This window comes from Shewanella scandinavica (assembly GCF_031932065.1).
In the GTDB taxonomy this organism is placed as follows: domain Bacteria; phylum Pseudomonadota; class Gammaproteobacteria; order Enterobacterales; family Shewanellaceae; genus Shewanella; species Shewanella baltica.
In genome coordinates this window covers 20,671-47,434 of record NZ_JAUOES010000012.1, presented here as the reverse complement: position 1 = coordinate 47,434, position 26,764 = coordinate 20,671, and the positions used below count along the sequence as shown (strand labels likewise).

26 protein-coding genes and 1 other RNA gene are annotated in these 26,764 nt (G+C 47.9%); 12 read left to right on the top strand and 15 right to left on the bottom strand.

Annotated elements, in window-relative coordinates:
* Positions 1 to 36 precede the first annotated feature (36 nt).
* Positions 37 to 1,356, top strand: coding sequence for a putrescine-ornithine antiporter (gene potE, locus Q4Q50_RS12245; RefSeq protein WP_311899514.1), 1,320 nt, complete (start codon positions 37 to 39; stop codon positions 1,354 to 1,356).
* A gap of 118 nt (positions 1,357 to 1,474) precedes the next feature.
* Positions 1,475 to 2,629: a porin gene (locus Q4Q50_RS12240; RefSeq protein ID WP_012588781.1), complete on the top strand. Its 1,155-nt coding sequence runs from the start codon at positions 1,475 to 1,477 to the stop codon at positions 2,627 to 2,629.
* 459 nt (positions 2,630 to 3,088) lie between these two features.
* Here the strand turns inward: Q4Q50_RS12240 and Q4Q50_RS12235 are convergent, their stop codons facing one another.
* On the bottom strand, positions 3,089 to 3,649 hold the full coding sequence (locus Q4Q50_RS12235; protein WP_006084481.1) for a gluconokinase: 561 nt from the start codon (positions 3,647 to 3,649) through the stop codon (positions 3,089 to 3,091).
* A gap of 85 nt (positions 3,650 to 3,734) precedes the next feature.
* Here Q4Q50_RS12235 and gntU point away from each other — a divergent pair, with 85 nt between their 5' ends.
* The gene (gntU, locus tag Q4Q50_RS12230; RefSeq protein WP_006083518.1) at positions 3,735 to 5,078 is read left to right on the top strand and encodes a gluconate transporter; all 1,344 of its coding nucleotides are present in this window, start codon (positions 3,735 to 3,737) and stop codon (positions 5,076 to 5,078) included.
* Between the two features lie 53 nt (positions 5,079 to 5,131).
* On the opposite strand, the gene gntR is transcribed toward gntU, so the two are convergent.
* The 3 genes from gntR to Q4Q50_RS12215 all read right to left on the bottom strand — a co-directional run bounded on the left by gntR (position 5,132) and on the right by Q4Q50_RS12215 (position 9,555).
* Positions 5,132 to 6,130 (bottom strand): gluconate operon transcriptional repressor GntR, encoded by a 999-nt coding sequence (gene gntR, locus Q4Q50_RS12225; protein WP_259521855.1) that lies wholly within the window; start codon positions 6,128 to 6,130, stop codon positions 5,132 to 5,134.
* 390 nt (positions 6,131 to 6,520) lie between these two features.
* A complete protein-coding gene (locus Q4Q50_RS12220) occupies positions 6,521 to 8,929 on the bottom strand; it encodes a YgiQ family radical SAM protein (protein ID WP_259544928.1) in 2,409 nt (802 codons plus the stop codon).
* A 215-nt stretch (positions 8,930 to 9,144) separates the two neighbouring features.
* The gene (locus tag Q4Q50_RS12215) at positions 9,145 to 9,555 is read right to left on the bottom strand and encodes an MAPEG family protein (protein ID WP_063884632.1); all 411 of its coding nucleotides are present in this window, start codon (positions 9,553 to 9,555) and stop codon (positions 9,145 to 9,147) included.
* 157 nt (positions 9,556 to 9,712) lie between these two features.
* Here Q4Q50_RS12215 and Q4Q50_RS12210 point away from each other — a divergent pair, with 157 nt between their 5' ends.
* A complete protein-coding gene (locus Q4Q50_RS12210; protein WP_006083522.1) occupies positions 9,713 to 10,933 on the top strand; it encodes a threonine/serine exporter family protein in 1,221 nt (406 codons plus the stop codon).
* Between the two features lie 191 nt (positions 10,934 to 11,124).
* Entirely contained in the window at positions 11,125 to 12,771 is a 1,647-nt protein-coding gene (locus Q4Q50_RS12205) for a BamA/TamA family outer membrane protein (RefSeq protein ID WP_311899509.1), read from the top strand.
* A 65-nt stretch (positions 12,772 to 12,836) separates the two neighbouring features.
* Here Q4Q50_RS12205 and Q4Q50_RS12200 read toward each other — a convergent pair whose 3' ends face one another.
* From Q4Q50_RS12200 to rsmI, 5 genes are all read right to left on the bottom strand, one after another.
* Positions 12,837 to 13,085 carry a hypothetical protein gene (locus Q4Q50_RS12200; RefSeq protein WP_220776805.1) on the bottom strand — a complete coding sequence of 83 codons (249 nt, stop codon included), beginning with the start codon at positions 13,083 to 13,085 and terminating at the stop codon, positions 12,837 to 12,839.
* Positions 13,079 to 13,588: a hypothetical protein gene (locus tag Q4Q50_RS12195; protein ID WP_311899508.1), complete on the bottom strand. Its 510-nt coding sequence runs from the start codon at positions 13,586 to 13,588 to the stop codon at positions 13,079 to 13,081. The genes Q4Q50_RS12200 and Q4Q50_RS12195 overlap by 7 nt, the downstream gene beginning before the upstream one ends.
* A gap of 9 nt (positions 13,589 to 13,597) precedes the next feature.
* Positions 13,598 to 13,921 (bottom strand): DUF883 C-terminal domain-containing protein, encoded by a 324-nt coding sequence (locus Q4Q50_RS12190; RefSeq protein ID WP_259512494.1) that lies wholly within the window; start codon positions 13,919 to 13,921, stop codon positions 13,598 to 13,600.
* Between the two features lie 360 nt (positions 13,922 to 14,281).
* Positions 14,282 to 14,633, bottom strand: an RNA gene (rnpB, locus tag Q4Q50_RS12185) — RNase P RNA component class A.
* A 65-nt stretch (positions 14,634 to 14,698) separates the two neighbouring features.
* Entirely contained in the window at positions 14,699 to 15,541 is an 843-nt protein-coding gene (gene rsmI, locus Q4Q50_RS12180) for a 16S rRNA (cytidine(1402)-2'-O)-methyltransferase (RefSeq protein WP_006084494.1), read from the bottom strand.
* An 88-nt stretch (positions 15,542 to 15,629) separates the two neighbouring features.
* Between rsmI and Q4Q50_RS12175 the strand changes: the two genes are divergently transcribed.
* The 4 genes from Q4Q50_RS12175 (at position 15,630) to dolP (ending at position 19,123) form a co-directional block, all read left to right on the top strand.
* Positions 15,630 to 17,534 (top strand): penicillin-binding protein activator, encoded by a 1,905-nt coding sequence (locus Q4Q50_RS12175; protein ID WP_311899506.1) that lies wholly within the window; start codon positions 15,630 to 15,632, stop codon positions 17,532 to 17,534.
* A complete protein-coding gene (locus Q4Q50_RS12170; RefSeq protein WP_006084496.1) occupies positions 17,531 to 17,857 on the top strand; it encodes a YraN family protein in 327 nt (108 codons plus the stop codon). Before Q4Q50_RS12175 ends, Q4Q50_RS12170 begins: the two co-directional genes overlap by 4 nt.
* A 109-nt stretch (positions 17,858 to 17,966) precedes the next feature.
* Positions 17,967 to 18,560, top strand: coding sequence for a phosphoheptose isomerase (locus tag Q4Q50_RS12165; protein WP_006083530.1), 594 nt, complete (start codon positions 17,967 to 17,969; stop codon positions 18,558 to 18,560).
* Positions 18,557 to 19,123: a division/outer membrane stress-associated lipid-binding lipoprotein gene (gene dolP / locus Q4Q50_RS12160; RefSeq protein WP_106649115.1), complete on the top strand. Its 567-nt coding sequence runs from the start codon at positions 18,557 to 18,559 to the stop codon at positions 19,121 to 19,123. The genes Q4Q50_RS12165 and dolP overlap by 4 nt, the downstream gene beginning before the upstream one ends.
* Before the next feature lie 92 nt (positions 19,124 to 19,215).
* Here the strand turns inward: dolP and Q4Q50_RS12155 are convergent, their stop codons facing one another.
* Entirely contained in the window at positions 19,216 to 20,100 is an 885-nt protein-coding gene (locus Q4Q50_RS12155) for a DMT family transporter (RefSeq protein ID WP_106649114.1), read from the bottom strand.
* A 120-nt stretch (positions 20,101 to 20,220) separates the two neighbouring features.
* On the opposite strand from Q4Q50_RS12155, the gene Q4Q50_RS12150 reads away from it, so the two are divergent.
* Positions 20,221 to 21,093 (top strand): LysR substrate-binding domain-containing protein, encoded by an 873-nt coding sequence (locus Q4Q50_RS12150; protein ID WP_006084499.1) that lies wholly within the window; start codon positions 20,221 to 20,223, stop codon positions 21,091 to 21,093.
* A gap of 63 nt (positions 21,094 to 21,156) precedes the next feature.
* Here Q4Q50_RS12150 and trpS read toward each other — a convergent pair whose 3' ends face one another.
* The 3 genes from trpS to rpe are packed head-to-tail and all read right to left on the bottom strand — an operon-like array spanning position 21,157 to position 23,569.
* A complete protein-coding gene (gene trpS / locus Q4Q50_RS12145) occupies positions 21,157 to 22,155 on the bottom strand; it encodes a tryptophan--tRNA ligase (protein ID WP_259582929.1) in 999 nt (332 codons plus the stop codon).
* 59 nt (positions 22,156 to 22,214) lie between these two features.
* Positions 22,215 to 22,892, bottom strand: a complete 678-nt coding sequence (locus Q4Q50_RS12140) for a phosphoglycolate phosphatase (protein WP_311899504.1) — start codon at positions 22,890 to 22,892, stop codon at positions 22,215 to 22,217.
* 2 nt (positions 22,893 to 22,894) lie between these two features.
* Positions 22,895 to 23,569, bottom strand: coding sequence for a ribulose-phosphate 3-epimerase (rpe, locus tag Q4Q50_RS12135; RefSeq protein ID WP_006084504.1), 675 nt, complete (start codon positions 23,567 to 23,569; stop codon positions 22,895 to 22,897).
* A 276-nt stretch (positions 23,570 to 23,845) separates the two neighbouring features.
* On the opposite strand from rpe, the gene Q4Q50_RS12130 reads away from it, so the two are divergent.
* A complete protein-coding gene (locus Q4Q50_RS12130; protein ID WP_311899503.1) occupies positions 23,846 to 24,211 on the top strand; it encodes a hypothetical protein in 366 nt (121 codons plus the stop codon).
* Positions 24,211 to 24,396, top strand: coding sequence for a DUF2970 domain-containing protein (locus tag Q4Q50_RS12125; RefSeq protein WP_311899501.1), 186 nt, complete (start codon positions 24,211 to 24,213; stop codon positions 24,394 to 24,396). The genes Q4Q50_RS12130 and Q4Q50_RS12125 overlap by 1 nt, the downstream gene beginning before the upstream one ends.
* A gap of 18 nt (positions 24,397 to 24,414) precedes the next feature.
* Here Q4Q50_RS12125 and Q4Q50_RS12120 read toward each other — a convergent pair whose 3' ends face one another.
* Together Q4Q50_RS12120 and Q4Q50_RS12115 are read right to left on the bottom strand one after the other, a co-directional pair.
* Positions 24,415 to 25,254 carry a Dam family site-specific DNA-(adenine-N6)-methyltransferase gene (locus Q4Q50_RS12120; protein WP_311899500.1) on the bottom strand — a complete coding sequence of 280 codons (840 nt, stop codon included), beginning with the start codon at positions 25,252 to 25,254 and terminating at the stop codon, positions 24,415 to 24,417.
* A 48-nt stretch (positions 25,255 to 25,302) separates the two neighbouring features.
* A complete protein-coding gene (locus Q4Q50_RS12115; protein ID WP_311899499.1) occupies positions 25,303 to 26,751 on the bottom strand; it encodes an AAA family ATPase in 1,449 nt (482 codons plus the stop codon).
* Positions 26,752 to 26,764 lie beyond the last annotated feature (13 nt).

The following is a 26,764-nucleotide window of genomic DNA, read 5'->3' as shown; positions in this document are numbered from 1 at the left end:
CTCCCTATAATAAGTCACCTACATTAGGTTATTAGTATGAGTAAATCAGAAAATAAAATTGGCGTCGTCCAATTAACTATTATCACCATAGTCAACATGATGGGTTCGGGCATTATTATGCTGCCAACCCAATTAGCTCAAGTCGGTACTATTTCGATTTTATCTTGGTTAGTCACAGCGGCGGGTTCAACTGCCCTCGCCTACGCTTTTGCCAAGTGCGGTATGTTCAGTAAGAAATCCGGTGGTATGGGCGGTTATGCCGAATATGCCTTCGGCCGCTCAGGCAACTTTATGGCTAACTACACCTATGCCGTTTCACTGCTCATCGCCAACGTCGCCATTGCGATCTCAGCCGTGGGTTATGCCGCCGTGCTGCTCGATGTAAACCTAAGCCCGATGGCCATTTGTCTTGCAACCATTGGCGTACTTTGGCTGGCAACGATTGCTAACTTCGGTGGTGCCCGTATCACAGGTCGCGTAAGTAGCGTGACTGTGTGGGGGATTATTCTGCCCGTGATTGGCGTGTCTTTAATTGGTTGGTTCTGGTTTGATATCGACCTCTATAAAGGCGCATGGAACCCGCATGATATGCCATTCTTCAAAGCGTTAGGCGGTTCTATCGCCATGACTTTGTGGGCATTCCTTGGTTTAGAATCGGCCTGTGCCAACTCCGAAGCCGTCGATAATCCAGAGAAAAACGTCCCTATCGCAGTAATGGGCGGTACTTTAGGCGCGGCGGTAATTTATATCGTCTCTACTAACGTCATTGCCGGTATTGTGCCAAACGCCGAACTTGCCATGTCAAACGCGCCCTTCGGTTTAGCCTTCGCGCAGATGTTTAACCCTGTGGTCGGTAAAATCGTGATGGCCTGCGCCATTATCTCTTGTACTGGCTCGCTGCTAGGTTGGCAGTTCACTATTGCCCAAGTGTTTAAAGCCTCTGCCGATGAAGGATTCTTCCCTAAAATCTTCTCTAAAGTCAGTAAAGCCGATGCGCCAATTTGGGGTATGACCATTATCGTTTGTATTCAAACCGTTTTATCTCTGATGACTATTAGCCCATCACTGAGCAAACAGTTCGAAGCACTCGTTAACCTCGCCGTCGTCACCAACATTGTGCCTTACATACTATCGATGGCCGCCCTTGGCATAATGCAAAGACAGCAAAAAGTACCAGTTAATAAAGCCCGTATTGCCAACGTGATTGCCGTGATCGGTGCCTTATATAGCTTCTATGCCCTGTATAGCTCAGGCGAAACCGCAGTAATGCTTGGCGCCATGGCCACCTTCTTCGGTTGGACTATCTTCGGCGTGATCTCAAACAAAGCACCCGTTGCCGATACGCGTCCAACCTAAATCCGGCTAGCGCATTATCGAAAACGATTAATCACACCATCTAAAAGAACGGTTACTCAGGGATCATAGGCCAAGCCTATGATCCCCTGGAGAATACTTGCTCATTATCGGGGGATTTATGAATAAGACTTGTCTCGCCTTAGTGTTACCTATGCTATTAACGGCCACCAGCAGTCAGGCGGTTGAGCTTTATAAAGATCAAAAAAATACATTAGATTTAACCGGTTGGTTGGGGTTTGCCGCCCTGAATGACAGCCACGACACCTCGGTTATCGACGATTCATCACGCTTAAGATTTAGCTTCGAGCGCAGTGAGAGAAACGGCTGGACCGCCTTCGCCACCACAGAATGGGGGATCAATATGGTCTCCAGCGACGATGGCCTAGTGATGCAAGGGGGCAAACTTGCCGCCGAAAAGACCGATGATTTTCTCTATAACCGCTTAGGTTATGTTGGCATGTCCCACGATGTCTGGGGGAGTTTGAGCTTTGGTAAACAATGGGGCGCCTATTACGATGTCGCCGGCACCACAGATTTACCCAACGTTTTCGCAGGTTACAGCGTTGGTGCTTACACCTTTGGCGATGGCGGCCTCACCGGCACTGGCCGTGCCGACTCCGCCTTTATTTACCGCAATAGTGTCGGCCCAGTGCAAATCGCCTTGCAATATGCAGCCAAAACCAATGGCGATGTCAGCTTAAAAAATGATGACGGCAGCGAAATGAGTAACTCTGAGTTGAGTTTCGACAGCAGTTACGGCGCCAGCATCACCTATGCGGCAACCGACAAGTTCAAGCTACTCGCAGGCTTTAACCGCGGTGATTTTGAAGGCCACTTAGGTAATACCCAAGTCGATGAAACCAATGAAATCATCGGTATTGGTGCCATGTATGGTGACTACTACCACTATGCCGAAGGACGCGAAGCCAGCGGTCTCTATGTGGGTTTTAACGCTCACCAAAGTAAGAGTAATGAACTGGTCAATGGTGATCTCTACGACGCCACTGGTGCCGAGTTGATGACGGCCTATCAATTCGACAACGGTTTTGTGCCTATGGTCGTGCTCAGTTATTTAGATTTAGACACAGATGCAACTACGCCCATCCAAGGTAATTGGACCCGCCAATTTGCCATGCTGGGTCTGCACTATCGCTATAGCAACGACACTGTGATGTTTGCTGAAATGAAGTTAGATTTCAGTGATATGGATGATACCGCGCTTGAAGCGCAGGAAGACAACAGCTTCGCAGTCGGGATTAATTACTTCTTTTAAGGCTCAAGGGAATTTGACCAAGGTGGCTAAAGCGCTCATTCAACTTTGGCATTCCTTGGTCATATATAGCGGGACTATTTTAAATAACAGTCTTCAGTGGCTGTTTTAATCACATGTTCAATTAACCATGTTTTGCAGGACAGGCAGCTCGCGTCATCGCTCATATGCGTGAGCTTATTTGAGGCTGAGGTGCGGCGCACGTTTCGTCTACAAACGCTCGCCGTAACACTCATTGGATGGTACCGCAGGCTTACCATTATCTCTACGCCACTCCAAGTCAGTTTCTGGAGTGGTTTTTTTTCAATTTCGAGCGGCTAGCTCCAGATTTGCTTCGACCTTCAGCGGCACTTATTAATGCCGACGACTGTCGTTCAGCTACCCCTTCGCTTTAAAGGCTAATCTGCAACATCATGATAAAGCAGACAAGCCTCGCGTTAAGTTCCAATAACCGACGTTTGTCTATACTTCGCCATTTATCGCCTGAATACAGCGCTGCACGACTTCTTCGAAAGTGCCATCTATGCTCACTTGGATAACATCAGCTTCATCGGTCGCAGGCATCTCCAGCGTGTCAAACTGACTCTTGAGTAGCTCAATCGGCATAAAGTGGGCTTTTCTGGCAAACATGCGTTCTTTGACTAATTCAAAATCACCATATAGGTGAATAAACACCAGCTTACTGTTGTTCTGACGGATTAAGTCACGATACTGACGACGCAGCGCAGAGCAGACAATCACCCCCTGTTCACCTTTTTGTTCAATGCTATACACAGCATCGTTGATGCGCTCAAGCCAAGGAGCGCGATCGCTATCGTTAAGCGGTGAGCCAGATTTCATCTTGATAATATTGGCTCTAGGATGCAGGTCATCACCATCGATAAATTTCGTCTCTAACGCCTTTGCGACCGCAGCACCAATCGAAGATTTGCCACAACTAGAGACGCCCATGAACACATAGCTATTGCCTTTTTTTCTCTCAGTCACTTTGTTAACCTCATGCCAATTCTCGAATTTAGTCACTTCCCACTCTATCATATTACGGGTAACATGTTACCGGTAACCTACAAAAATGTGGACAACTTAACTAACAAGGAAAAGTCCTCTTATGTCTGATATGTCATTGATTCTGACAGCGCTGGGTTCAATCGCCCTGCTACTGTTCTTAGTGATGAAAGTGAGATTACATGCAGTGGTATCACTGATACTGGTGTCGATCATTGCCGGTCTTTTCTCTGGCATGAACCCAGCCGATATCACTAATACTATTCAACAAGGTATGGGGGGAACACTGGGCTTTGTGGCGGTGGTGGTCGCTTTGGGGGCGATGTTTGGTCGCGTCATGGAAGAGACTGGTGCACTAGATCAGATAGCCCATACACTGCTGAATAAATTTGGTAACGACAAAGCCCACTGGGCGATGACCTTTACTGGTTTTATCTGTGCATTACCCCTCTTCTTCGACGTTGCTGTGGTACTACTGATTGGCATCGCCTTTGCCGTGGTTCGTAAAGGGGGCGGCAGCGTCGTTAAAATTGGTATTTCGTTGCTCGCGGGTATTGCCACCTGTCAGGCGTTTCTTATCCCTGCACCTGGGCCTATTTTGGTCGCTTCACAGCTCAATGCCGACTTTGGCTACATGATAGTCTTCGGTCTACTGGCATCGATTCCTGCAATGATTCTAGGCGGTCCACTCTTTGCCAGTCTCATCTCGCAAAAAGTCCATGTTGAGCTACCAGCCCACGAGCAGCAAGAAAAAGGTGAACGAGAAGGTGGACCTATCCCCTCATTCGCGCTCTCAATCAGTATTGTGATTTTTCCACTGCTGCTTATCGGTTTAAAGACAGTTGTGTCGCGCTTTATTGATGAAAAATCCGATCTGCATAATTGGCTCGCCTTGATAGGTCATCCTTTCACCGCCATTCTGCTTGCCTGTTTAATCGCATTTTATGTGCTGGGCGTGAGACGTAATATTCCCAATGACCGCATCATGGAAATCTGCAGCAGTGCGCTCCAACCTGCTGGGGTTATTATTCTCGTCACCGGTGCTGGCGGCGTGTTCAAGCAAGTACTGATTGATTCAGGTGTCGGCGATGCTTTAGGGAATATGTTGGCAGGTTCGGGATTACCGATTGTGATACTGGCATTTATTTTGTCGGCTTCGGTGCGCGTGATCCAAGGGTCGGCAACAGTGGCTATGTTAACGGCTTGCGGCCTTATCATCCCGATACTTGAACCATTGAACTTAGATGGTGCTCAATTGGCAGCGATTACGATTGCCATTGGCGGTGGTTCGATTGTGCTCTCGCACGTTAATGACTCAGGCTTCTGGCTCGCCAATCGTTTTCTTGGATTATCAGAAAAACAAACGCTGCAAACGTGGACGGTAATGGAGACCATTATCGGCACGACGGGCGGCATAGTCGCAGTCATCATCTCTGCGTTTCTCTAACGCTAGCCAGTGATGACAAGTATTAGCCGTTAAGCGAAAGATCGAGGGGAAATCTACAATGTTTCCCCTAGATCAATGCGATAACCCAGATCGATAACCGATTCAGCTATCTCTTTGCCATTTAATCGGTCTAATAACTCAGTGGCAGCAATTCGACCTATCTCCTTTCTTGGGGTAATAATGCTCGCCAATTTTGGCGTCATGGATTGCCCTATATCATGGCCATGAAACCCTGCAACGCCTATTTGTTCTGGGATCTTGATGCCTTGTCTTTGACACTCAAATATCACCCCCGCCGCTAGATCATCGTTAGTGCAGAAAAAGCTATCCACATAGGGATATTTCGCTAAGGTTTGCTGTAATAACGACGCACCCAAGGAAAACGATGAAGCCTCATTGGTGGTCATCGTCAAAGGTGTGAGCTTGGCTTCCTGCATCGCTAACTCGTAGCCCCGCATCTTAAGCTGAGTGCGAATGTCCATGCGCGCGCCTAGATAAGCAATGTGGCGATAGCCTTGTGCAATCATGGCCTTAACCATTTCGCATGCAGCTGCTGTGTTATCGAACCCCACACACTGTTGAATTGAAGGCGACACACTATCCATCATTTCAATGACCGGAATGCCCGCCGTTTCAATCATTCGCACGGTACGCGGCGTGTGGTAACTTTCGGATAAAAGTAAGCCATCAATATTGTAAGAAAGCAGTGATGCCACCCGCTCCTCTTCTAATTCTGCCTGATATCCGTAGTGAGCCAGCATGGTTTGATAACCGCGTTTTCCAGTCACATTCTCGATACCGCGCAGCACTTCGGCAAACACTTGGTTGGTTAACGACGGCACTAACACGCCAATGGCGCGGCTGGTTGCTTGCGCCAAAATTTCCGGCGCGCGATTAGGTATATAACCTAAGGTTTCTAGCGCGATAGCTATCTTTTCTTGAGTGCTTTGCGCCACCCTTGTTGGATTTTTTAAATAGCGGCTCACCGTCATTTTGGTGATCCCAACTTGATCGGCAACGTCTTGAAGAGTGGGTCTACGCTTTTTATTCATAGTATCTAATGTTAGTTAACAAGCCGCGGGTATGGGTGAGATGTATAGCTAAAATATCGAATATAAACAAATAGTAGACATAAGCATCAGACGAGATTTTATAATAGTTCGCCCTGCGATACCAGTTAGGACTATTTTATCGCGGCGCCGCTCATTGTAAGCATTTATCGGTAAAGATGATGAGGGGCTGATAACAAAAAGCTCAAGTGCTAGCACGTATATGCATTAACTTATTTCAGACTGAGCTAAGGTAAACATACTGGAAAAATTGTGGCGAAATCAAAAAGGATTGTAAAAAAGGAGAGTATCGCAGGATGATCGTGCTAACTAGGCCACTCCAAGCTCATGTCTGGAGCGGCCTTTGTACATTATTGTGATAGCTAAAAGTGATTACTTAGCCTGTTGGCGACCCTGAGCGGGCTTACCTGCTGGTTTACCACCACTTTTTGATGGACTTCCACCTTTAGCCTGAGAGCCGCTGGCCTTAAAACCAGACTGACCGAAGGGCGCTTTTGCTCCCGGACGGCTCGAATGGGCTCCGCTAGGTTTAGAGCCGGTTGGCTTAGCCCCATTCGCTGCGGGTTTTCCACCTTTAGCGGCAGGTTTCGATTCAGCACCAGCCTGAGCTTGCGCGCCGCCTTTCGCCACACCTTTAGATTTGCCATCGCCCTTGCGGTCATCAAACTGATTACCCGAGAAGCGCGTAAAGGCTTTTTGGCCTTGGTTGGCATCTTTCATCCACTTAGGTCCGCGCTCATTTCGACCTTCTGGCGGCACTAATTGATGTGGGCTATTGCCGATCAAGTCTTCACGCCCCATGGCAGTTAACCCTTCACGGATCAATGGCCAACCCGCAGGATCGTGATAACGCAGCAATGCTTTGTGCAGACGACGTTGGCGCCCTTTCTTCGGCACTGATACCACTTCGCTGGTGTGCTTGACGTTTTTCAGCGAGTTTAACTCGGTATGATAAATCGTGGTCGCATTCGCCATCGGTGACGGATAGAAGTTCTGTACTTGGTCGAGCTTGAACTTACGTTCCTTCAACCACAGCGCTAAGTTCACCATATCTTCGTCGGTCGTGCCCGGATGCGCCGAAATAAAGTAAGGGATCAGGAACTGCTCTTTGCCCGCTTCCTTCGAAAACTTATCGAACAATTCTTTAAACTTATCGTAGGCGCCCATGCCAGGTTTCATCATCTTGCTGAGCGGACCTTCTTCCGTATGCTCAGGGGCGATTTTTAAGTAGCCGCCCACATGGTGCTGCACTAACTCTTTAACGTAAGCCGGATCTTCAATTGCCAAGTCGTAACGCACGCCAGAGGCGATCAATACTTTCTTGATGCCAGGTACCGCACGTGCCGCGCGGTACAGGTCGATAGTGTGTTTATGATCTGTGCCTAAGTGGCCGCAAATCGATGGGAACACACAAGAAAGACGGCGACAGGTTTTTTCGGCCTTTTCGCTAGTACAACCTAAACGATACATGTTGGCGGTTGGGCCGCCTAAATCGGAAATTACCCCAGTAAAGCCTGGCACTTTTTCCTGAATATCTTTGATTTCTTTAACAATCGATTCTTGTGAACGACTCTGAATGATTCGGCCTTCATGTTCGGTAATCGAACAGAAAGAACAACCACCAAAGCAACCACGCATGATGTTGATAGAAGTCTTGATCATGTCATAGGCAGGGATTTTTTCCTTGCCATAGATAGGATGAGGAATGCGCTGGTAAGGTAAATCGAATACGGCATCCATCTCATCGGTATTAAGCGGCCATGCGGGCGGATTCACCCAAACGGCGCGATCGCCATGGGGTTGGAATAACGCACGGGCACAACCTGGATTTTGCTCTTGGTGCAAAATCCGTGAAGCATGGGCATATAAATATTTGTCTTCGGAGACTTTTTCAAACGCTGGCAGCAGCACATAGGTTTTATCCCATGGCTTAGGTTTAGGCGGCTGAACGCTAATTGGCTTAGGTGCTTCGTTATCGAATATCTTCACATCCGACGGGCCAGACAAGTTAGCACAACCCACATCATCGGCGCCGTAAGGATTCGGCAGCGGCTCTATCTTGTGCAGTTGGTCAATCTTACGCGAGTCCATACCGCGCCATTCGGGCAGCGGCTCTTTACGGATAACCGCAGTGCCGCGCACATCGTGCAGCGAGCTAATCGGTTCGCCGGCAGCTAAGCGGCGTGCCACTTCAACTAAAGGACGCTCGGCGTTGCCGTACATCAGAATGTCAGCCTTGGCATCGAAAATCACACTGCGACGCACTTTGTCCGACCAATAATCGTAATGGGCGATGCGGCGCAAACTGGCTTCAATACCGCCAATGATCACAGGCACATCTTTAAAGGCTTCTTTACAACGCTGGGTGTACACAGTCACAGCGCGATCTGGGCGCTTACCGCCAATATCGCCGGCGGTATAAGCATCGTCAGAACGTAAGCGACGGTCAGCAGTGTAACGGTTGATCATCGAATCCATGTTGCCGGCGGTGACGCCAAAAAACAGGTTTGGACGACCCAATTGCATAAAGGCGTCTTTGCTCGACCAATCGGGCTGGGAAATAATGCCGACTCGGTAACCTTGGGCCTCTAACATACGGCCGATCACTGCCATGCCAAAGCTTGGGTGATCCACATAAGCGTCGCCTGTGACTATGATGATGTCACAGCTATCCCAACCAAGCTTATCCATCTCCTTGCGGGACATAGGTAAGAAAGGCGCAGTGCTGTCGCCCGTGGCCCAATACTTGGGATGACTAAAGAGTGTGGATTCAACTTGCATGGATTGTGACCCGAAAACGTAATGTCAAATAAAGGCGCCACGAAAATAAGTTACGCCAATTTAGGGACGCGGAGTATAGCAGGGAATGGAGGATAGATGCGATTAAAAAAACACCACTCGAGGCATTTTCAGGGGTATTTGAGCCGGAAGTGTAATACCCCTAAATCCGCTATGGATATGGCTTAGGGCGGAACTGACCGCCCAAACCTGCGAACCTAGAGACCCTTTCCTAAACCTTGAGCAAAATGCAGCAAATTCACCAACGCCAGACTGATGATCACTATCCAAGTGAGCAATACGCCCCAGAAACGTCCAAAATGGTAACCGCCTTGGCCTTGGGTTAAACCGATAGCATGGAGTAGGCGCGCCACTATCCACACAGTTCCAAAGCAGTGGAGATAAAATACGGGTAAGCCACCGGCTTCGGCCACCAGCATGAGAATCAATACGATAGGCGCATTTTCGATCAGGTTTACATGGACGCGATTCGCTAAGGCAAGCGCATTGTTACCGCCATCCCCTAGGCCAATCTTGTGACTTTTTCTGACCTTCACTACGCGATAGGCTAAAGCGACAATTAATAGCCCAGTGAGGCTAGCGTAAAGACCCGTTACCATCAAAGACATATCTATTTCCCCTTATCAAAAAGCTGACTATAGCCCGAGCTGCAAAAATTCAGCAATTTATTTGTATTAAGGTTAAAAGCCGTTAACCTTTTATAGACAAGATAGGTTAATATGCGCGCGTTAATCCCTACAACTTTTTATACAGTGAATACCCCGATTGGATAACGACGAGTTTATCGAAAAACGCAGATTTATCATCAAGCTAGGCAAGGCATTGCATAAGTTTGGCACACCCGCTTATCGCCTAGAAACCCACTTACAAACCGTTGCGCGCACCTTAGGTATCGAAGGCTACTTCCTTATCTCGCCAACTTCGATGACCTTCGTTTTACAACACGATACAGATCAAGAATATAACCATGCCGCTCGGGTGAAGCCCGGCGAACTCGATTTAGGTTCACTCGCCCGCACCGATGAATTAGTCGATGAATTAACTTCGGGCAAGCGCACCTTGGCCGAGGCCTTAGACCGCTTAGAAGAAATCGCCAACAAACCCAATCCCTATGGCCCAGTGTTAACCTGTTTTTCCTTTGGTACTTCAGCCGCTGCCTTTGCCATGTTGATGGGCACAGGTTGGAACGATGTATTTTGGTCGGGGTTATTAGGCTTATTTGTCTATGGCTTGGTATACCGCGCCGAACGCTCGGCACGCATGGCCGAAGTGCTTGAACCCTTCGCCACCATTCTTTGCGCCATCGCCGCCTGCGGCATAGCGCGTATTGATCCCAACATTAATATCCCGGTGGTGATCCTCTCATCGATCATTATTTTTATTCCCGGCTTAGCATTAACCTTAGGTTTGGCCGAACTCGCTGCGCGGGATTTGATTTCCGGCACGGCGCGCATCATGGATGCGATTATGCAATTGTTTAAGCTGTACTTTGGCGCAGTGCTCGGCATGGCTATTGGTAAAGCCGTGTTTGGCGAAGCGATTCATATCGAGCCAGAAGGCTTGCCACGCTGGGCAATTTGGTCGGCGGTGCCGATTTTATCTATGGCGTTAGTGTTTATCTTCAAGGCACGGATGCAAGATTCACCTTGGGGCGTATTAGCAGGGATAGTGGCGTTTTTCTCGGCCATGCTCGGCGGGCATTATTTTGGTGATTCGGTGGGCATTTTCTTTGGCGCCTTGGCTGTCGGGATTTATTCCAACCTCTTCGCCCGCTGGATGAAAGCCCCTGCCTCCATTGCTCTTTTGCAAGGCATAGTCATCTTAGTGCCCGGCAGTAAAACCTATATCGGACTCAATGCCTTAATCTCAGGTGAGACTATGCTCAATCAATCCCATATTGGCTCGCAAATCTTTTTGATTTTTATGTCGCTGATCGCGGGATTGATTTTTGCCAACGTCGCCGTGCCACCAAGGCGAACATTGTAACAATTGTGAATTCGGCTGGAGCCCGCGCCCAGCCGCTGCCTCAAGACAATCTTAAGCTAACCTTAAGTAAAATCAGAAACTTATTAAAATGTTTTCTTGACTAACCTCCACTTTCCATGTGTTATTAAATTGTGAATTGCAGAGTGAAGTTGTTTTCGCTGCAGTCGTCAATTTCATGGGAGTGGTCTTTTATGCAGAAATTCATTCAGTATGCATGCATCCTACCTTGTTGTGTTGGCAGCCTTATCAGTGCTGCCCAAGCAGAAGACGCTAAGCTCGCCGATCCCGCAACACAAGCTCAAGAAACCAAAAAAGTCAGCAAGATTGTCGTAGTTAACAATCCTATTTTTGATGAATCCGATCCCGATGCTTTTTTCATCCACCGCTGGGCGAACGCCCTGCATATCAACACTAAAGAATACGTGGTGCTCGATAAACTGACCTTCGGCGAAAATGATACTGTCACCCAGAAAGATCTCGATGAATCGCAACGGCTATTACGGGCCGTGCCCTATATCCGCGACGCCAAAATTTATGTTGCCGAAAAAGATCCCCTCGCCGATACCGATCCCACGGTTGAATCCGTTGTCGTCGAAACCTGGGATAACTGGTCATTACTGCCAACTGCGAGCCTGAGTAGTTCAGGTGGCGACACTCGCTATTCCTTCGGCGTTAAAGAAGATAACTTACTCGGAACAGGTATTCGCACTCGACTCAAGTACCAGTCCAACGAGTCCCGCAATGGCTATAAATTTGCGTTCGAAGCTCCGCTGAGCATTATCGAACACGGCACAGTTGCTGCCGAGTTTTACGACAATAGCGACGGCCAAGCGAAACACGTTTATGTCAGTAAGCCCTTCTATTCACTCGATACCAATACCATGTATTCGGCTGAGTTTTTAGACGATAACCGTATCGATACGATTCGACAAAATGGGCAAGATATAAATGAATTCGAACACACAGTCGACTACCTCAATCTAAAATATGGTTGGTTAATCAATAAAAACAGTGAGCATCTTTCTCGCTTTATTACCGGTGTTACCCAAGACAAACATGAGTTTGCCAATTCAGATCTCTACCCCAATTCGATGCTGCCTCAAGACAGGGACTTTATGTACCCTTGGGTCGCATACGAGTTTATCCAAGATGATTTCCACGTACTGAATAACGTTCACCTGATATCTAACAACGAAGACTTTAACTTAGGCTGGCATCACTATGTGCAACTCGGCATAGAAACCAACGACATAGGAGATAACAATCCTGTCGGCTACCACGTCAATTGGCAAAGCACTGGCGGCTATAAGTTCGACGACCAACTGTGGCTGTTAGAAATGGGCGGCACTAGCACAATCGGCACAACCCAAAAAGACACTTACAAGGTCGATATCCAAGCCGAATACTTCTATCAAATCAATCCTAAGTGGACAGCCTACGGCAAAGCATGGGCTAGCCTTTCAAAGAACACTTATCTGGATCTGAGCAAAGGGCTGGGAGATGAAACTGGCGTACGCGGCTATCCTAACGAATACCAACAAGGGGACAATCAGTGGTTATTGACCGCCGAGATACGTAATTACCCCAATATCAACTTATATCAATTGGCTGAATTGGGTTGGGCAGTGTTTGCCGATCTGGGTCAAGCCTCCGGCGGACAATTTGCCGAGAATAACGAAGTCAGCGGTCCACTGGGGAGCATAGGCATAGGCGCGCGAATTTATTCCTCTCGCTCCAGCTATGGCAACGTCGCCCATATCGATTTTTCACTCCCTTATACAGGCGGCGAGTCAGTCAACAGCTGGGAATGGCGATTCCTAGTAAAAAGCAGTTTTTAGTCGCTGATTTAGGAACTGCGAATCCGACAAAGCCAAACGCTAACCGCCATAGGAAGGCTGGGCGGTTAGAGTTTGGTCATCCAACGCAAACCAAAGGTGCTACGCAGCAGTTTTACTGTGCTGTTGTGGCGCATTTGAAACAGACAGCCAAGGCTAAAACTGACGATTAAGCCAGGTGTCGACCCAATAAAAGCACGACCGCTTTGCGCTAGTTGTTGTTTCCTCACCTGCAATAACTCATGCTGCAGCCGACCTTGCTCCGTCAGTACAGTGAGCTCTAATTGCTGCTTTTTAAGTAACTTTTGCACTAGCATTGTTGATCTTCCTGTTGCTTGTTGGCTGAGTGTTGAGTAGAAAACAACAACCGTAACTGCTGCCAAGTCTTTGAAAAACCGGCTTGCGACAGCACATAGCTCAGACTACGCCAACACCAAATCAATAACACAAACTGCAATACCACTAACGCGCTCGCGGTAATCAACAACGAGCCGCTCAGTTGAAACAGCATATAGCCCAGCAGCAATAAAGTACTGCCCCAGAATAGGGTAATACCCGTCCCAAAACAGACAACCAAAGCCGCAGCAATAATCAAGCTGCGACCCGTTAACTGCCATTCTGTCGTTGCTATTTTTCCTGCCAAATTTAACTGATTGATATAGGCTTGCTTCACCGAGCTGCTCAGTGCCGCTATTTCAGCCAATTGTTCAATGGCCTGATCAACCACCTTATTCTGGGCAGCTGATGCGGGCTGCCCAGTAGATTCAGCATGCTGGACAGGTCTTTGCTCTGGCGCCTCTGACTGTGCACGGTTTTGCATAAACCCACCCTAACGACGGCGTAACAAGGCTGTCAACACAACACCAGCTGCAAACGCTATCCCGGCGGTGGCCAGCGGATTTTGCGCTGCCAGCTCACGGGTTTTACTGTAAGAGCTTTGCAGTTGCTGTTTGATTTCCTCTTGCTTGTGCGCCAGCGTTTCCTGCGAGCTAGCGGCGGTTTTACGCAAAGTATCCTCTGCAACAGCGGCTTTCTCTGCCACAGCGTCAACGGCATGATGCGTCACTTCGCTGGCTTTCGCTGTGGTTGGCGAATTTAACGCGCCGCTATCTTTACTGTTAGTTTGTTCTGATACACTTTTTGAACTGGCCATTAGCAGACTCCTTGATGAACTGAGTGCAATGCAACAAAATGCTGCACTTTGCATATAAACCAATGCAATGGCTAAGCCAATTGATATAAACAAATAAAAACAAATATTTAGACTAAAATACTTTATATCCGTGCCCTCAGTTAACGGTAGATGTTACCTACATAGGGTAATTTTTACCTGCAGCGAAGGCTGATAAAGAGAGCGACAGAACAGACAACTAAATAGGATATAGATTGGATACGGACGGGGAATTCAACACTTTGATTTTTAATTATTTAACAAGTAACGGTCGCTTAAAGCTGCAACAGTTAAAAACAAAAAGCCCGTTTGTCATTACGACAAACGGGCTTTTTATTGAATGAGGTGAGTTGGCCGATAAGCCGGGTCCTGTCTTGGACAGTCATTCATCTAGGCCTGCAATCGCTCACAGGCTCAAGCGACCTACCCGGTTCCAACGCGAGCCACGCCATACGGAACCCTATTTGGTCTTGCTCCGGGTGGAGTTTACCTTGCTACGAACTATTGCTAGCCGCACGGTGCGCTCTTACCGCACCCTTTCACCCTTACCGACCTGATAAATCAGGCAGGCGGTCTACTCTCTGTTGCACTTGTCGTCGGTTCGCACCGCCCAGGCGTTACCTGGCACCCCGCTCTTTGGAGCCCGGACTTTCCTCCCCGTTCTTGCGAACGCGGCGACTGTCTGGCCAACTCGGCGCGGATTATAGCCTAAGCCACTCTGATGCACCACAGATAATCCGCTCGCGGCCGTTTTAGCGCTTATAAATCAGACTCTAGACCGTATTTGTACAGAGCGTTCTTTTTAAGTCCATGAATTTGCGCGGCAATTGCAGCGGCTTTCTTCAATGGCAATTCTTCACATAACAGCTTGAGCGTGTTGATGGCGACCGTGGGAATCGCTTCGTCATCACTTAAATGGTAGCCATGCACCATAAGCACGATTTCACCTTTCTGCTGATTCGGGTCAGTACTTACGGTGGCAAGCACTTCTGAGACAGGGCCAGATAAAAAGGTTTCGAAGGTTTTGGTCACTTCGCGCGCCATCACCACATGGCGATCGCCGCCCAGCACTTCGACCATAGTCGTTAAGCTATGCTCGATGCGGTGCGGTGATTCATAAAAAATCAGCGTGCGCGGATCTTCTTTCAGTGCCAATAACTTATCAGCGCGAGCTTTTTCTTTTGATGGCAGAAAACCCTCGAAAGAAAAACGGTCCGATGGCAAACCCGAGGCGCTTAAGGCGGTAATCGCCGCGCAAGGGCCGGGCAGAGGGATCACATTAAACCCAGATTGGCGCACATGGGAGACTAAGTGGTAACCCGGATCAGAAATCAACGGCGTACCCGCATCAGAAATTAATGCTATCGACTGTCCAGCGGCAAGCTGATCGACAATCCACTGGGCACGCGCACGCTCATTGTGGTCATGCAAGGCCGTGGTTTTAGTGGTAATGCCAAAGTGGCTCAATAACTTACCGCTGTGGCGGGTGTCTTCACAGGCGATCAATGAAACCTGATTCAGCACCTCTATTGCCCGTGAGCTCATATCGCCCAAATTACCTATGGGAGTAGGAACTATGTAGAGTGCGACGCTTTGGTCCATATATACCTCTGTAATGACAGTGCCAAGACTTTCGTCAAGCGCGAGAGAAGGTTAAACTAGAGGCCGCATCTTACCAGAGTGAAGCCCAGTGTTAAAAAGCCTGAATACAACTAAGTTCGTTTCCGTGGCCATTTTATCGGTAATCTTGGCGGGTTGTGGTGTTTCATCGCCCAATTCCACTGGAACAACCGCCACAGTGGCTACCTCATTAGCATCCGCACCTTTGGCGGCAAATGTCTATCTGGCGCAAGCGGCCAATAGTAAAGATCCGCAGCAGCGCGATACTAATCTGCTGCTAGCAGCCCATGCCTATATTAATGCCAATGACTATGCCGCAGCGCAGAAGCTACTCAAATCGATACAACCGAGCTTAACTCAGAGCCCTACATTACTGGCCGAACATAAATACTTAACTGCACGAGTGCTTGAACACACGTCCACCTACAGTGATGCCCTTAAAACCTTAAATTATCCAAGTAGTTGGAGCCTGCCAAGCTGGCAAATGACGGCCTATCACCAATTCAAAGCACATTTATATCAATTGGATAAACAGCCAATTGAACAAGTGCGCGAGTTGAGTTTGCTGACTACTTACTTGCCACCCGCCCAAGCCAACGAAGTGAATAACACCATTTGGCAAGTGCTGCAGCCGATGCACGAACAAACCATAAAGACGTTTACCCAAGATGCTAAGACTCCAGTGTTTGCGGGCTGGTTACAACTGGCTTATATCGCTAAGCATTATGCCGTCGATCCCACCCAGTTAGTGCGCTACTTAGGTGAATGGCAGAAACAAAATCCTTATCACCCAGCTGCTGCCAAACTGCCCGCCGATTTGGATAGAGCCTTAAACGCTAAACCATTTACGCCGAAAAATATTGCCGTGCTGTTGCCGCTGACGGGTCCAAGAGCGAACGCCGCCAATGCGATTCGCCAAGGTATATTAGCCAGCTATATGGCAAAGCAAAACGATCAAGTCGCAGTGAATTTTTACGACACGGCCAACGATGCGGCGAGTGCTTATCAACAGGCACTGACAGCAGGAGCCGAGTTTATTATTGGCCCATTACTACCGACTGAAATCGAACAAATACAAGTGATGAATGCAGCAAATACTGCCACCACTAATGCGCTGGCCAATGCTGCCAACCCAGACAAAACGGCCAATACGGTTGCTGCAGCACCTGCTGCGCCTGTACCACAACTATTTTTAAATCAAGTTGATAAGTTCACACCCGATCCGAATAAGTTCTACTTTGCATTGTCTCCCGCACAAGAGGCGGCCGATGCGGCGGAGCATTTATATCAAGATGGCGTCACTATGCCATTGCTGCTCGCCAGTAACGATGCCCTTGGCAAACGCATGGCCGAAAGCTTTATTCAAGCGTGGAAAAAGAAGAGCGATAACGTCGTCGAAGTCTATTATTACGATGGCGGCGACCAAATGAAAACCACAGTGCAAGATGCCCTTGGCGTACGTGATAGCCAAGCCCGTATCGCACGCATCAAGGAGCTGCTGGGTAACTCAGTGCAGGCTGACTTCCGCTCACGCCAAGATATTGATGCCATTTATATGATTTCAACACCGCAGGATCTGACTCTGCTCAAGGCCTTTATCGACGTAAACTTTAGCGTATTCACTCAACCTGTACCCTTGTATACCTCAAGCCGCAGCCGAGTTGAGAACGAAAGCACACAAACGGCGCAGGATTTAAATAACCTCACCTTAAGTGATGCACCTTGGCTGATGCAAAACGGCGAAGAAAACCTTATGGTTAACACATTATTTTCGGGCTGGAATAACAGTCAGAAACGTTTGTTTGTTATGGGTTATGATGCAATGGACTTGATCGGCCGCTTAGCACAAATGCGCTCATTTACGGGCTACCAATTCAATGGCCGCAGCGGCGCTTTATCGGTTAACCCAGATGGCATAGTAAACCGCCAATTAAGCTGGGGACGTTACCAAAGAGGCAGCTTCCGCCAGCTATGACACTCGGACAACAGGCAGAAGCGCACGCACAACGTTACCTTGAACAGCAAGGGTTAACTTTTGTCGAACGTAATGTCCGCTATCCGTTTGGGGAAATTGATTTAATCATGCGCCATAAAAGCCATTGGGTATTTGTTGAAGTAAAATATCGCTCGGCAACCCAATATGGCGGCGCATTACAGGCTTTAAGCGCGGCGCAAATAACGCGGATTCGCAAAGCGGCCAACCATTATTTGCAACTCAATCGGCTCGATGTGCCCTGTCGTTTCGATGTCATCGCCATGGAAGCCGATCAAATTCATTGGCTCGTCGATGCCTTTTAAGCGCCGATAGTGCGAGAGTAGCGCCACAAATTATTTTTAACGTCTGTGCCTCAACACGCTTGTGGAAATATGGCATGATAGCAACACTTTATCCTGAAAGGATTTATCCATGTTAGAACGCATTAAAGACAGCTTTACTGAATCTATCCAGACAAAAATCGATGCAGCCGAAGCACTGCCAGAATCCATCGCCAAAGCGGCCGAGATGATGGTGCACTGTCTTTTGGGTGGCAATAAAATCCTTGCTTGCGGTAACGGCGGCAGCGCTGGCGATGCACAACATTTCTCAGCTGAATTGCTAAACCGCTACGAGATTGAGCGTCCACCCTTACCGGCCATCGCCCTGTCTACTGACACTTCAACCATCACAGCTATCGCCAACGACTATAGCTATGATGAGATTTTCTCAAAACAAATTTTTGCCTTAGGCCAACCGGGCGACATTCTGCTGGCAATCTCCACCAGCGGTAATTCAGGTAACGTAATCAAAGCCATGGAAGCCGCATTAAGCCGCGACATGACTATCGTTGCCCTAACGGGTAAAGATGGCGGCGCTATGGCTGGCCTGCTGAGCGTGGGCGATGTGGAAATCCGCGTGCCTTCTAACGTCACCGCACGAATTCAAGAAGTGCACTTACTGGTAATCCACTGCCTGTGTGACAACATTGACCGCACACTCTTCCCGCAGGACGAGCAGCAATGAGACACGCTGCCCCACTGTTAATGGTTTGCTTGCTGCTACAAGGCTGCGCCGGTGCCGTTATGGTGGGCGCAGTGAGTGGCGCCATGATGGCCAATGATGAGCGCACTGTTAAGACACAGATTGATGATACTAATACGGATTTTAGGATAACTAGCGCACTGCTAGAGCAAGAAGATCTTAAAAAACAAACCAATATCACTGGCGTGTCCGTCAATGGCAATGTGCTTATGATAGGCCAAGCCCCTAACTCCATGTTAAGGGATAAAGCCATCAAGGTTGTGCAAGACCTTAAGCTAGGCGGCAAGATCCACAATCAGATCCGCATTGGCAACCCGACTTCTTTCACTACACGCAGCAACGACACTTGGGTCACCACCAAAGTGAAGGGCCGCATGTTAAACGAGAAAGATTTAGATGTGACTCGCATTAAAGTCATCACTGAAAATGGTGAAGTCTTCTTACTTGGTGTTATCCATCGCTCGCAAGCAGATTTAGCTGTCGATATCGCCCGCAATACAGCAGGCGTGCGTAAAGTGGTGAAAGTATTTGAATATACAGAGTAACTTTACAATTCAAGTATGTTGAAATGTGAGTATTTGGGCAGTGAAGCCTAAGTCGCGAGTCAACTCGCATACTTAGGCTTAAACGCTCAGCGTTATTTACCCGTTAGTGTATCCGCAACCTTAGGCGTCGATTTTGATAACAGCGACCCTAACCAAGGTAAACACAACGAAGGCAACACAATCAAAGCAGCGCCGAGCCAGCTTAAGTTATCCAACCACTCATCGAATAACAACCAGCCTAAAAAGACAATAAATAACAAGCCAGTGTATTCCGCAATCGCGATATCGCTTGCCTGTGCTTTACGGTAGGCCAGCACGCAAAACCAATGATACACAAGTAAAAATGCGTTGCTCAGCAATGCCACGCCCACCAGCTCCCAACTCAAACCTTCGATGCCCTGAAACGCCGCAATGACTAACGTCGCTGGAATACCCAGCAAGTTATACAACATCAGCGTTAACACGGGATGCTCTGCATTAGGCACTTTTTTCAGCGCTAACTGATTCACCGCAAAGGTAAAAGCCGAAAATAGCACAGCAATGCCATACCAGTTCATTTCACTCGGCCGCAGGATAATCAAAATACCGACAAAACCTAAGCCTGTGCAGATGGTCTGGGCAGCAGTGATCCTCTCTCTCAGGAAAAAATACCCCATCAAGATGATCATCAAAGGTGCCGAGTAAAACAATGAGCTAACCGTCGCGAGTGGCAATGCCATCAAGCCAATAATTAAAAAAAGCGCGCCAACTGAGCCTATGTTGGCACGCCAAAGGTGAACTGAAATATGTGTCGTCATCGGCCGCTGTGAATACAACCACACTGGCAACAACATAAAGACTGAGGAGATTTGCCTGACAAGAAGGAAAGTCGAGGCATTCGCATCGTCCGGCAACCACTTTATCGACACATCATAGAAGGCACTAAATAGATTACCTACTATCAATAAAATCAAACCGATAACAACTGGGCGTTGCATTTTTTAACATCCATAAATCTCAATGGCGGCATGATAATCCTCCCAAAACTTAAGCTGAAATGATGCTTTCTCATGCTAGATGAATTAAATTCATACTAAAGCCTTTAGATATTGAAAATAATGAGAAAGCTACCACCATTACGCGCTCTGCAAGTGTTTGAGGCCGCCGCCCGACAGCAGCATTTTTCTAAGGCAGCCGATGAACTGTGCATCACCCAAAGTGCGGTTTCTCACCAAGTACGAGTATTAGAAGAGTATTTTGGCGAACAACTGTTTGACCGCCAGGGGCGTAAACTGCAGTTAACCCCGAAGGGACACGGACTATTTCTAGAGTTAGAGCGGATATTCAACGAGTTAAGTGATCTTAATTTGAAGGTGCGCGACACGCCCAATCAGCAGCTGTGCTTAGCAGTTTACAGTTCCTTCTCGGTGAAATGGTTGATCCCCAGACTCGCCGATTTTCGCCGCCAATATCCGAGCGTAAAAATCCGCCTTGAGATGATCACCCAAGATCCTGATCTCAGCACTAGCACGGCAGATATCTTTATCGCAGGAAAACTGAATCAACGCGGCTATTGGCAACAGTTACTACACAAAGAACGGCTAATCCCAGTGTGCAGCCCAAATTTCTACCTTAAATGGCGCGACATAAGCCTGAATAATTTCCAGCAACAAGCCCTGCTGGTTGTCGATGAAGGCCCACTCGGACTCGACTGGCACAAGTGGTCATCGGCGCACCAAATCCCACTTGATAACGAACAACAGCATGTGTTTAGTCATATTGTGATGGCGATTGAGGCGGCGATTGCTGGTCAAGGCTTAGCGCTAGCGCCGGACTTTATGGTCGCTGGCGATATCACCACGGGGCGTTTAGTCGCTTTGAATCTTCCCGATGTGCATACCGGATTTGAATTTACTTTCTTTTGTAAGCAACGCCGTTTATCAGAACCTGCGATTGCCGCCTTCTCCTCTTGGCTAAAATCACAGGCCTAAGGTGAACAGACAGACACAAAAAAGCCGACGCTGACGTCGGCTTAATTTATCGATATCGATTGATTACACTAACAAACCAATCTTCTCGTACACTTTCTTCAATGTCACTTCGGCGCGCGCCTGCGCACTTTCAGCGCCAGCTTTCATCACTTGGTCTAAGTAAGCACGGTCGGCACGAATCGTGCGGTAACGCTCTTGCAGCGGCTCTAACATGCTCACAACCGCTTCGCCTGCTGCCCCTTTCAAATGGCCATACATCTTGCCTTCAAACTCGGCTTCTAGGCTTGCGATGCTTTGTCCCGTCACACCCGACATTAAACTCAGCAGGTTAGAAACGCCTGGCTTATTGTCCATATCGAAACGCACGACTGGCGGCTCATCACTGTCTGTCATAGCTTTTTTCAGCTTCTTCAGCACGGCTTTTGGATCTTCTAGCAGGCCGATGACGTTGTTACGGTTCTCGTCTGACTTAGACATCTTCTTCAGCGGCTCCTGCAGCGACATCACTTTCGCGCCATGTTCAGGAATAAACGGCTCAGGAATGGTGAAAGTATCGCCGTAGGCATTGTTGAAGCGAGTCGCGATATCACGCGTTAACTCAAGGTGTTGCTTCTGATCTTGACCAACTGGGATTTCGTTCGCTTGATAAATCAGAATATCCGCCGCCATCAGCACTGGGTAACCAAACAGACCCACGTTGATGTTGTTAGCATGCTTTTGTGACTTATCTTTAAACTGCGTCATGCGGCTCAACTCGCCCATTTGGGTGTAGCAGTTTAGTGCCCAACCTAATTGCGTATGTTGTGGCACCTGTGACTGGATAAACACTGTGCTCTTTTTAGGATCGACGCCACAGGCCAAATACAGGGCTAAGGTGTCTAAACAAGCTTCGCGCAACGCTTTAGGATCTTGACGCACGGTAATGGCATGCAAGTCGACCACACAATAGAGGCAGTCGTGGCTATCTTGCATCGCAACCCATTGACGCAATGCACCCATGTAGTTACCTATGGTTAATTCGCCGGACGGCTGTGCACCGCTGAGTACTATGGGTTTGGTCATTACGTCATTGCTCCACTATCTATATATAAAAAATCGACTAAAAAACGGGTAAACACGCATTACTTAGTAGGTTTTACCCAGTTCAAAATCTCACTAAATTGCTCGCATAAGGCATCTGGGCCACTGAGCCCAATATCTTCACCGTAGTTGTAGCCGTAGGTCAAGCCGATTGACGCTATCCCAGCCGCTTTCGCCGCTAAAATGTCGTTTTTAGAGTCGCCGACCATCAATAACGCCTCTTTATCCAATTGCCACTCATGTAATAAGTGCTGTAGCGGCAAAGGATCGGGCTTCATCTTAGCTAAGGTATCGCCACCTAACACTAAGCTGAAAAAGTCATTAATCCCAAAGGCATTGAGTAATGGCAAGGTAAAACGATAGGGTTTATTGGTCACAACGGCGAGCTTAAAACCTGCATCGAATAAGGTTTGCAGTACTTGATGCACGTCGCTATACAGCGCACTGTGCTTCTCAAGATTCTCTTGATAGTGATGCATAAAAATCGGCATGGCCGCATCAAGCGCGGTTTGCTCAACATCCAATCCCAAGGCATGGGTCATGGCGCGGCGCATCAACATCTCTGCGCCGTTACCGACCCAAGTACGCACTTGGGCCTCAGAGCAGCTCTTCAACCCTAGCTCGGCTAAGGCTTGCTGCGTGGCAACGGTTAGGTCAGGCACACTGTCAATCAGCGTGCCATCAAGATCAAACGCTATCGCTTTAATCTTATCCCACATACCTATGCCCCAACTTTAGCAAGTTCGGCACGCATCTCATCAACAACGGTTTTGTAATCTGGCTTGCCGAAAATGGCAGAACCCGCAACAAACATGTCGGCACCAGCGGCCGCGATTTCAGCAATATTGTCGACCTTAACGCCGCCATCCACTTCTAAGCGAATATCGAACCCACTGGCATCGATACGTGCACGCACTTGACGTAGCTTATCTAAGGTCGATGGAATAAAAGATTGCCCGCCAAAACCAGGGTTCACCGACATCAATAGAATCACATCCAGCTTATCCATCACATGGTCGAGATAATGCAGTGGTGTGGCAGGATTAAACACGAGACCCGCTTTACAGCCACATTCTTTGATCAGCTGCAGTGTACGATCGACATGTTCGGAAGCTTCTGGATGGAAAGTAATAATAGACGCGCCCGCCTTAGCAAAATCAGGCACGATGCGGTCAACTGGCTTGACCATCAAATGCACATCAATATCGGCGGTAATACCGTAGTTACGCAGCGCCTGGCATACCATAGGGCCAATCGTTAAGTTAGGAACATAGTGATTATCCATCACATCAAAATGCACTACGTCGGTCCCCGCATCTAACACAGCTTTTACATCATCGCCCAAACGGGCAAAATCGGCAGATAAAATCGATGGAGCAATCAAGAATGGACGCATAAAACACTCGCTGCTATTTGGATAAAAAGTGCCTTATTTTACCCTGAGCCAAGCTAAGCCTCTATAGCTAAAGCTACATTTCTGGCAATTGATACGCGATGCCCGTGTCAGCAAAGCAGCACATTCTGCAACTATCGCAGTCAATTGGGGCTTGGATTCGGTAAAATAAGCTAATATTTTCGAGCATTTTGGTGGCAATTGATAAATTTTTGTTCATAAACTAGGCGAGTTTGTTATACTCGAGGCGCAATGCTGGTTCATTTCAAAGGAAGCGTTATGAAGGGGCGGTTTAGTTTGTTTTCACACTATGTTAAGTCAGTGACATTTAAGTCATCTATGATGTTGGCATTCACTGCTGTTGTCGTGGCCACGTTAGCTTTTGGCGTTGAAAAACTTACGGAAAATACCGAAACAGCTTCATGCGCTTGTAGCAGTGACACCCGTTACAGTAATGCTCTGCCTAGTAGTCATCCTAATAATCGTTGCGCCGATCAAGCACAAACCCTAAGCTGGAAAACGTGGCTCACAGGAAAAAACCGTTCGAGTCAGTTCCACTTTGTCGATCTGCTTGAGCTATTACACGGCCATCAAGATAAACCTATGGATGACCTCAAGCCCACTACATCGCATCTCGCCTATTAATGCTTAGCCGTATCTGGCAAGTATTCCACAGTACCGTCGCCGCCTTTTTCGGGGTGCAAACTGACGACAATCGAAAAAAAGACTTCCAAACGGGCTCACCATTACCTTACATAGCTATGGGAATCGTATTGGCAGTCGTCTTAGTGGCAAGTCTGATGTTTCTCGTAGGACAAGTGCTTAGCTAAACCTAAGCTATGTCGAACCTAATCTTCCTTTGGATCATAGTTTTCATCATATAACGCCATCAATTCATCCACCTTGTTCCGGCCACTGCCATTTTGGCTAATGTTACGTTGCACTTGGATTGTCGCTAAGTGAGCGCCGCGGTATAACTCGCGAGTCAATGGAATATCATGATTACTGATCAATACCGGAATGCCACGCTCCAGTGCTGTATGGCGAGAATGACGGGCCAGCAGTGCTTGATCGTCTAGACTAAAACCTGCACCAACATATGTCGTAAAACTGGATGTAGTCGACAATGGCGCATAAGGTGGATCGCAATAAACCACATCGCCGCTACGTGTCTGCTCGAAGGCTTTTTCGTAGCCTATGCATTTAAACTCGGCACGTTGCGCTTTTTCAGAAAAGGCCCAGATTTCCTTTTCGGGGAAATACGGCTTTTTATAGGAACCAAAAGGCACATTGAAACCGCCCTTACGGTTATAACGACATAAACCATTAAAACCATGACGGTTTAGATAGAGGAAATACACGGAACGCTGGAAAGGGTCACGGCATTTATTAAAGTCGGTCCGCACCTTATAGTAAGCATCTTTTTGATTCATCTCATCAACAAACAACGCCTTAGCTGCGGCAATGTAAGCTTCTGGTTGATGCTTCACAATCTGGTATAGCTCGATCAAATCCTGATTAATGTCACAGAGCAGATAGCTAGGATAATCCGTATTTAAGAAAACGGATCCTGCACCCACGAATGGCTCGACCAAACGGTTTCCAGTAGGTAAATAACTGGCCAATTCATCCACCAATTTAAATTTACCGCCAGCCCACTTAAGGAAGGCTCTGTGTTTTTTTATCATTTAACTTGATGAATGCCGACAAAAATAAAGGCCATGATTGTACTCTGTTTATTCTGAAATTTCACGATTTGGCAGACTTTCTTCTAGTTGATAATCTTTCAAATCGGCCCATTTGCGAACCCAAGGTTGATCGAGATGATACTCTTTAACCAATTGTGCGGCGGCATTCGAAGCTGACTTGCTATTGCTGTAGTTGCCAACAAGGACAACCCAGCGTTGCTTATGTCGTGCAACGCGAACACCCTCGACATGCTCGATACTCTTTAGTGTCGAACGCAGGGTATCCAATTGAGCAACACTGGCAATCTGTATTGTGTAACCCTTGAGCGGCTTTTGCGTATCAAAGAATACTTTAGTTATCGGCTTTTCAACCTTTGCAGTCGCAGCCGTTACAGGTTGAATCTCTGCGACTTTGGCTTGTGATTTGGTCTCTTCAGGCGGTTTATCCTCACCAAAAGACTTGCTACTCACCTCACCCACACTCACCAAAGCGGCATCGTCAGGCACAGGATGTGGCGCTTCACCGTGGAATTCACTTAAAGGATCAACGGCTTGTTCAGTTTTGGCTTCTGCCGTCTCGATTTCAATAACTTTCGCAGTCTCCGCGGCGAGCTTCAGTTGCTCAGCGCGCAGCGTAAAATACGGCGTTAAGACTTTTTGCCCGTAGGACAAAAAGGCGGGTGAATCTATCGCAGGATAAGTCGCAGCCTCTAAGGCTTGCTCCTCAGAAAAAGGCTGAGTAACGCCAAACCAAATGCCTAAGGCGAGTAACATACTCACAGCAGTCACCATCACAGCTTTATATTTCACCAAGGAAGATGTTTTCTCAGGCGCGCTATGCAAGGCTTTATCTAATAAATTAACCACTTCCTGCGGCGTACCGGTTTGCTTCTCAAGCTGACTGCGCACAATTTCCCTTGGCGTAAAAGGATTTTGTTCGCTGTATCTCAGTAGCGTTTGATACAAGGCCTCACGCTCAGGCATGGTTAACGGCTCAATACTGATAGGCAATATCTGCCGCCGTAACTGCTCCGGTAATTGTGGAAGTAGATCTGCTAAAAATGCCGGTGGAACAGTGAGTGTGACGGCAATATTCTTACCCGCACACTGAATTTGATTGAGAATAATGCACTCAGCCCACAAAGCCTTAGGCAATAAATGCGCATCATCGATAATGATATGTAAGGGTTTAGTTTGCGTGCTAGCAAGCCGCAACAGGGTATCGGCGAGGGGAATATCGTCGTCAAAAATCGGGGATGAAATTAACTGAACCAGAATTTTACGGCGGATTTCAGCGTTATCGGCATGCATAGGACAAATCACAAATGCCGCATTTGACTCGTCAAAATCGGTCGCTAATCCGGTCACTAAGGTGGTTTTGCCTGAACCGCTGACACCAGAAAGCACCAGTAGCTGATCGCTATAACTGGCAACATGATGCATTCTTTGTATGAGGGCTTCCTGAGAAGGAAGCAAGACAGAACCTTGAAACGTCACTCGCCCACCACAC

Excerpts from the sequence above, each read along its gene's own strand:
- rpe (WP_006084504.1), bottom strand. The coding sequence starts at position 23,569 with ATGCGTCCATTCTTGATTGCTCCATCGATTTTATCTGCCGATTTTGCC.
- dolP (WP_106649115.1), top strand. The coding sequence starts at position 18,557 with ATGAGACACGCTGCCCCACTGTTAATGGTTTGCTTGCTGCTACAAGGC.
- Q4Q50_RS12170 (WP_006084496.1), top strand. The coding sequence starts at position 17,531 with ATGACACTCGGACAACAGGCAGAAGCGCACGCACAACGTTACCTTGAA.
- Q4Q50_RS12125 (WP_311899501.1), top strand. The coding sequence starts at position 24,211 with ATGCTTAGCCGTATCTGGCAAGTATTCCACAGTACCGTCGCCGCCTTT.
- Q4Q50_RS12140 (WP_311899504.1), bottom strand. The coding sequence starts at position 22,892 with ATGTGGGATAAGATTAAAGCGATAGCGTTTGATCTTGATGGCACGCTG.
- rsmI (WP_006084494.1), bottom strand. The coding sequence starts at position 15,541 with ATGGACCAAAGCGTCGCACTCTACATAGTTCCTACTCCCATAGGTAAT.
- Q4Q50_RS12205 (WP_311899509.1), top strand. The coding sequence starts at position 11,125 with ATGCAGAAATTCATTCAGTATGCATGCATCCTACCTTGTTGTGTTGGC.
- Q4Q50_RS12190 (WP_259512494.1), bottom strand. The coding sequence starts at position 13,921 with ATGGCCAGTTCAAAAAGTGTATCAGAACAAACTAACAGTAAAGATAGC.
- trpS (WP_259582929.1), bottom strand. The coding sequence starts at position 22,155 with ATGACCAAACCCATAGTACTCAGCGGTGCACAGCCGTCCGGCGAATTA.
- gntR (WP_259521855.1), bottom strand. The coding sequence starts at position 6,130 with ATGAATAAAAAGCGTAGACCCACTCTTCAAGACGTTGCCGATCAAGTT.
- Q4Q50_RS12155 (WP_106649114.1), bottom strand. The coding sequence starts at position 20,100 with ATGCAACGCCCAGTTGTTATCGGTTTGATTTTATTGATAGTAGGTAAT.
- gntU (WP_006083518.1), top strand. The coding sequence starts at position 3,735 with ATGTCTGATATGTCATTGATTCTGACAGCGCTGGGTTCAATCGCCCTG.
- Q4Q50_RS12165 (WP_006083530.1), top strand. The coding sequence starts at position 17,967 with ATGTTAGAACGCATTAAAGACAGCTTTACTGAATCTATCCAGACAAAA.
- Q4Q50_RS12220 (WP_259544928.1), bottom strand. The coding sequence starts at position 8,929 with ATGCAAGTTGAATCCACACTCTTTAGTCATCCCAAGTATTGGGCCACG.
- Q4Q50_RS12240 (WP_012588781.1), top strand. The coding sequence starts at position 1,475 with ATGAATAAGACTTGTCTCGCCTTAGTGTTACCTATGCTATTAACGGCC.
- Q4Q50_RS12215 (WP_063884632.1), bottom strand. The coding sequence starts at position 9,555 with ATGTCTTTGATGGTAACGGGTCTTTACGCTAGCCTCACTGGGCTATTA.
- Q4Q50_RS12195 (WP_311899508.1), bottom strand. The coding sequence starts at position 13,588 with ATGCAAAACCGTGCACAGTCAGAGGCGCCAGAGCAAAGACCTGTCCAG.
- potE (WP_311899514.1), top strand. The coding sequence starts at position 37 with ATGAGTAAATCAGAAAATAAAATTGGCGTCGTCCAATTAACTATTATC.
- Q4Q50_RS12150 (WP_006084499.1), top strand. The coding sequence starts at position 20,221 with ATGAGAAAGCTACCACCATTACGCGCTCTGCAAGTGTTTGAGGCCGCC.
- Q4Q50_RS12200 (WP_220776805.1), bottom strand. The coding sequence starts at position 13,085 with ATGCTAGTGCAAAAGTTACTTAAAAAGCAGCAATTAGAGCTCACTGTA.
- Q4Q50_RS12120 (WP_311899500.1), bottom strand. The coding sequence starts at position 25,254 with ATGATAAAAAAACACAGAGCCTTCCTTAAGTGGGCTGGCGGTAAATTT.
- Q4Q50_RS12130 (WP_311899503.1), top strand. The coding sequence starts at position 23,846 with ATGAAGGGGCGGTTTAGTTTGTTTTCACACTATGTTAAGTCAGTGACA.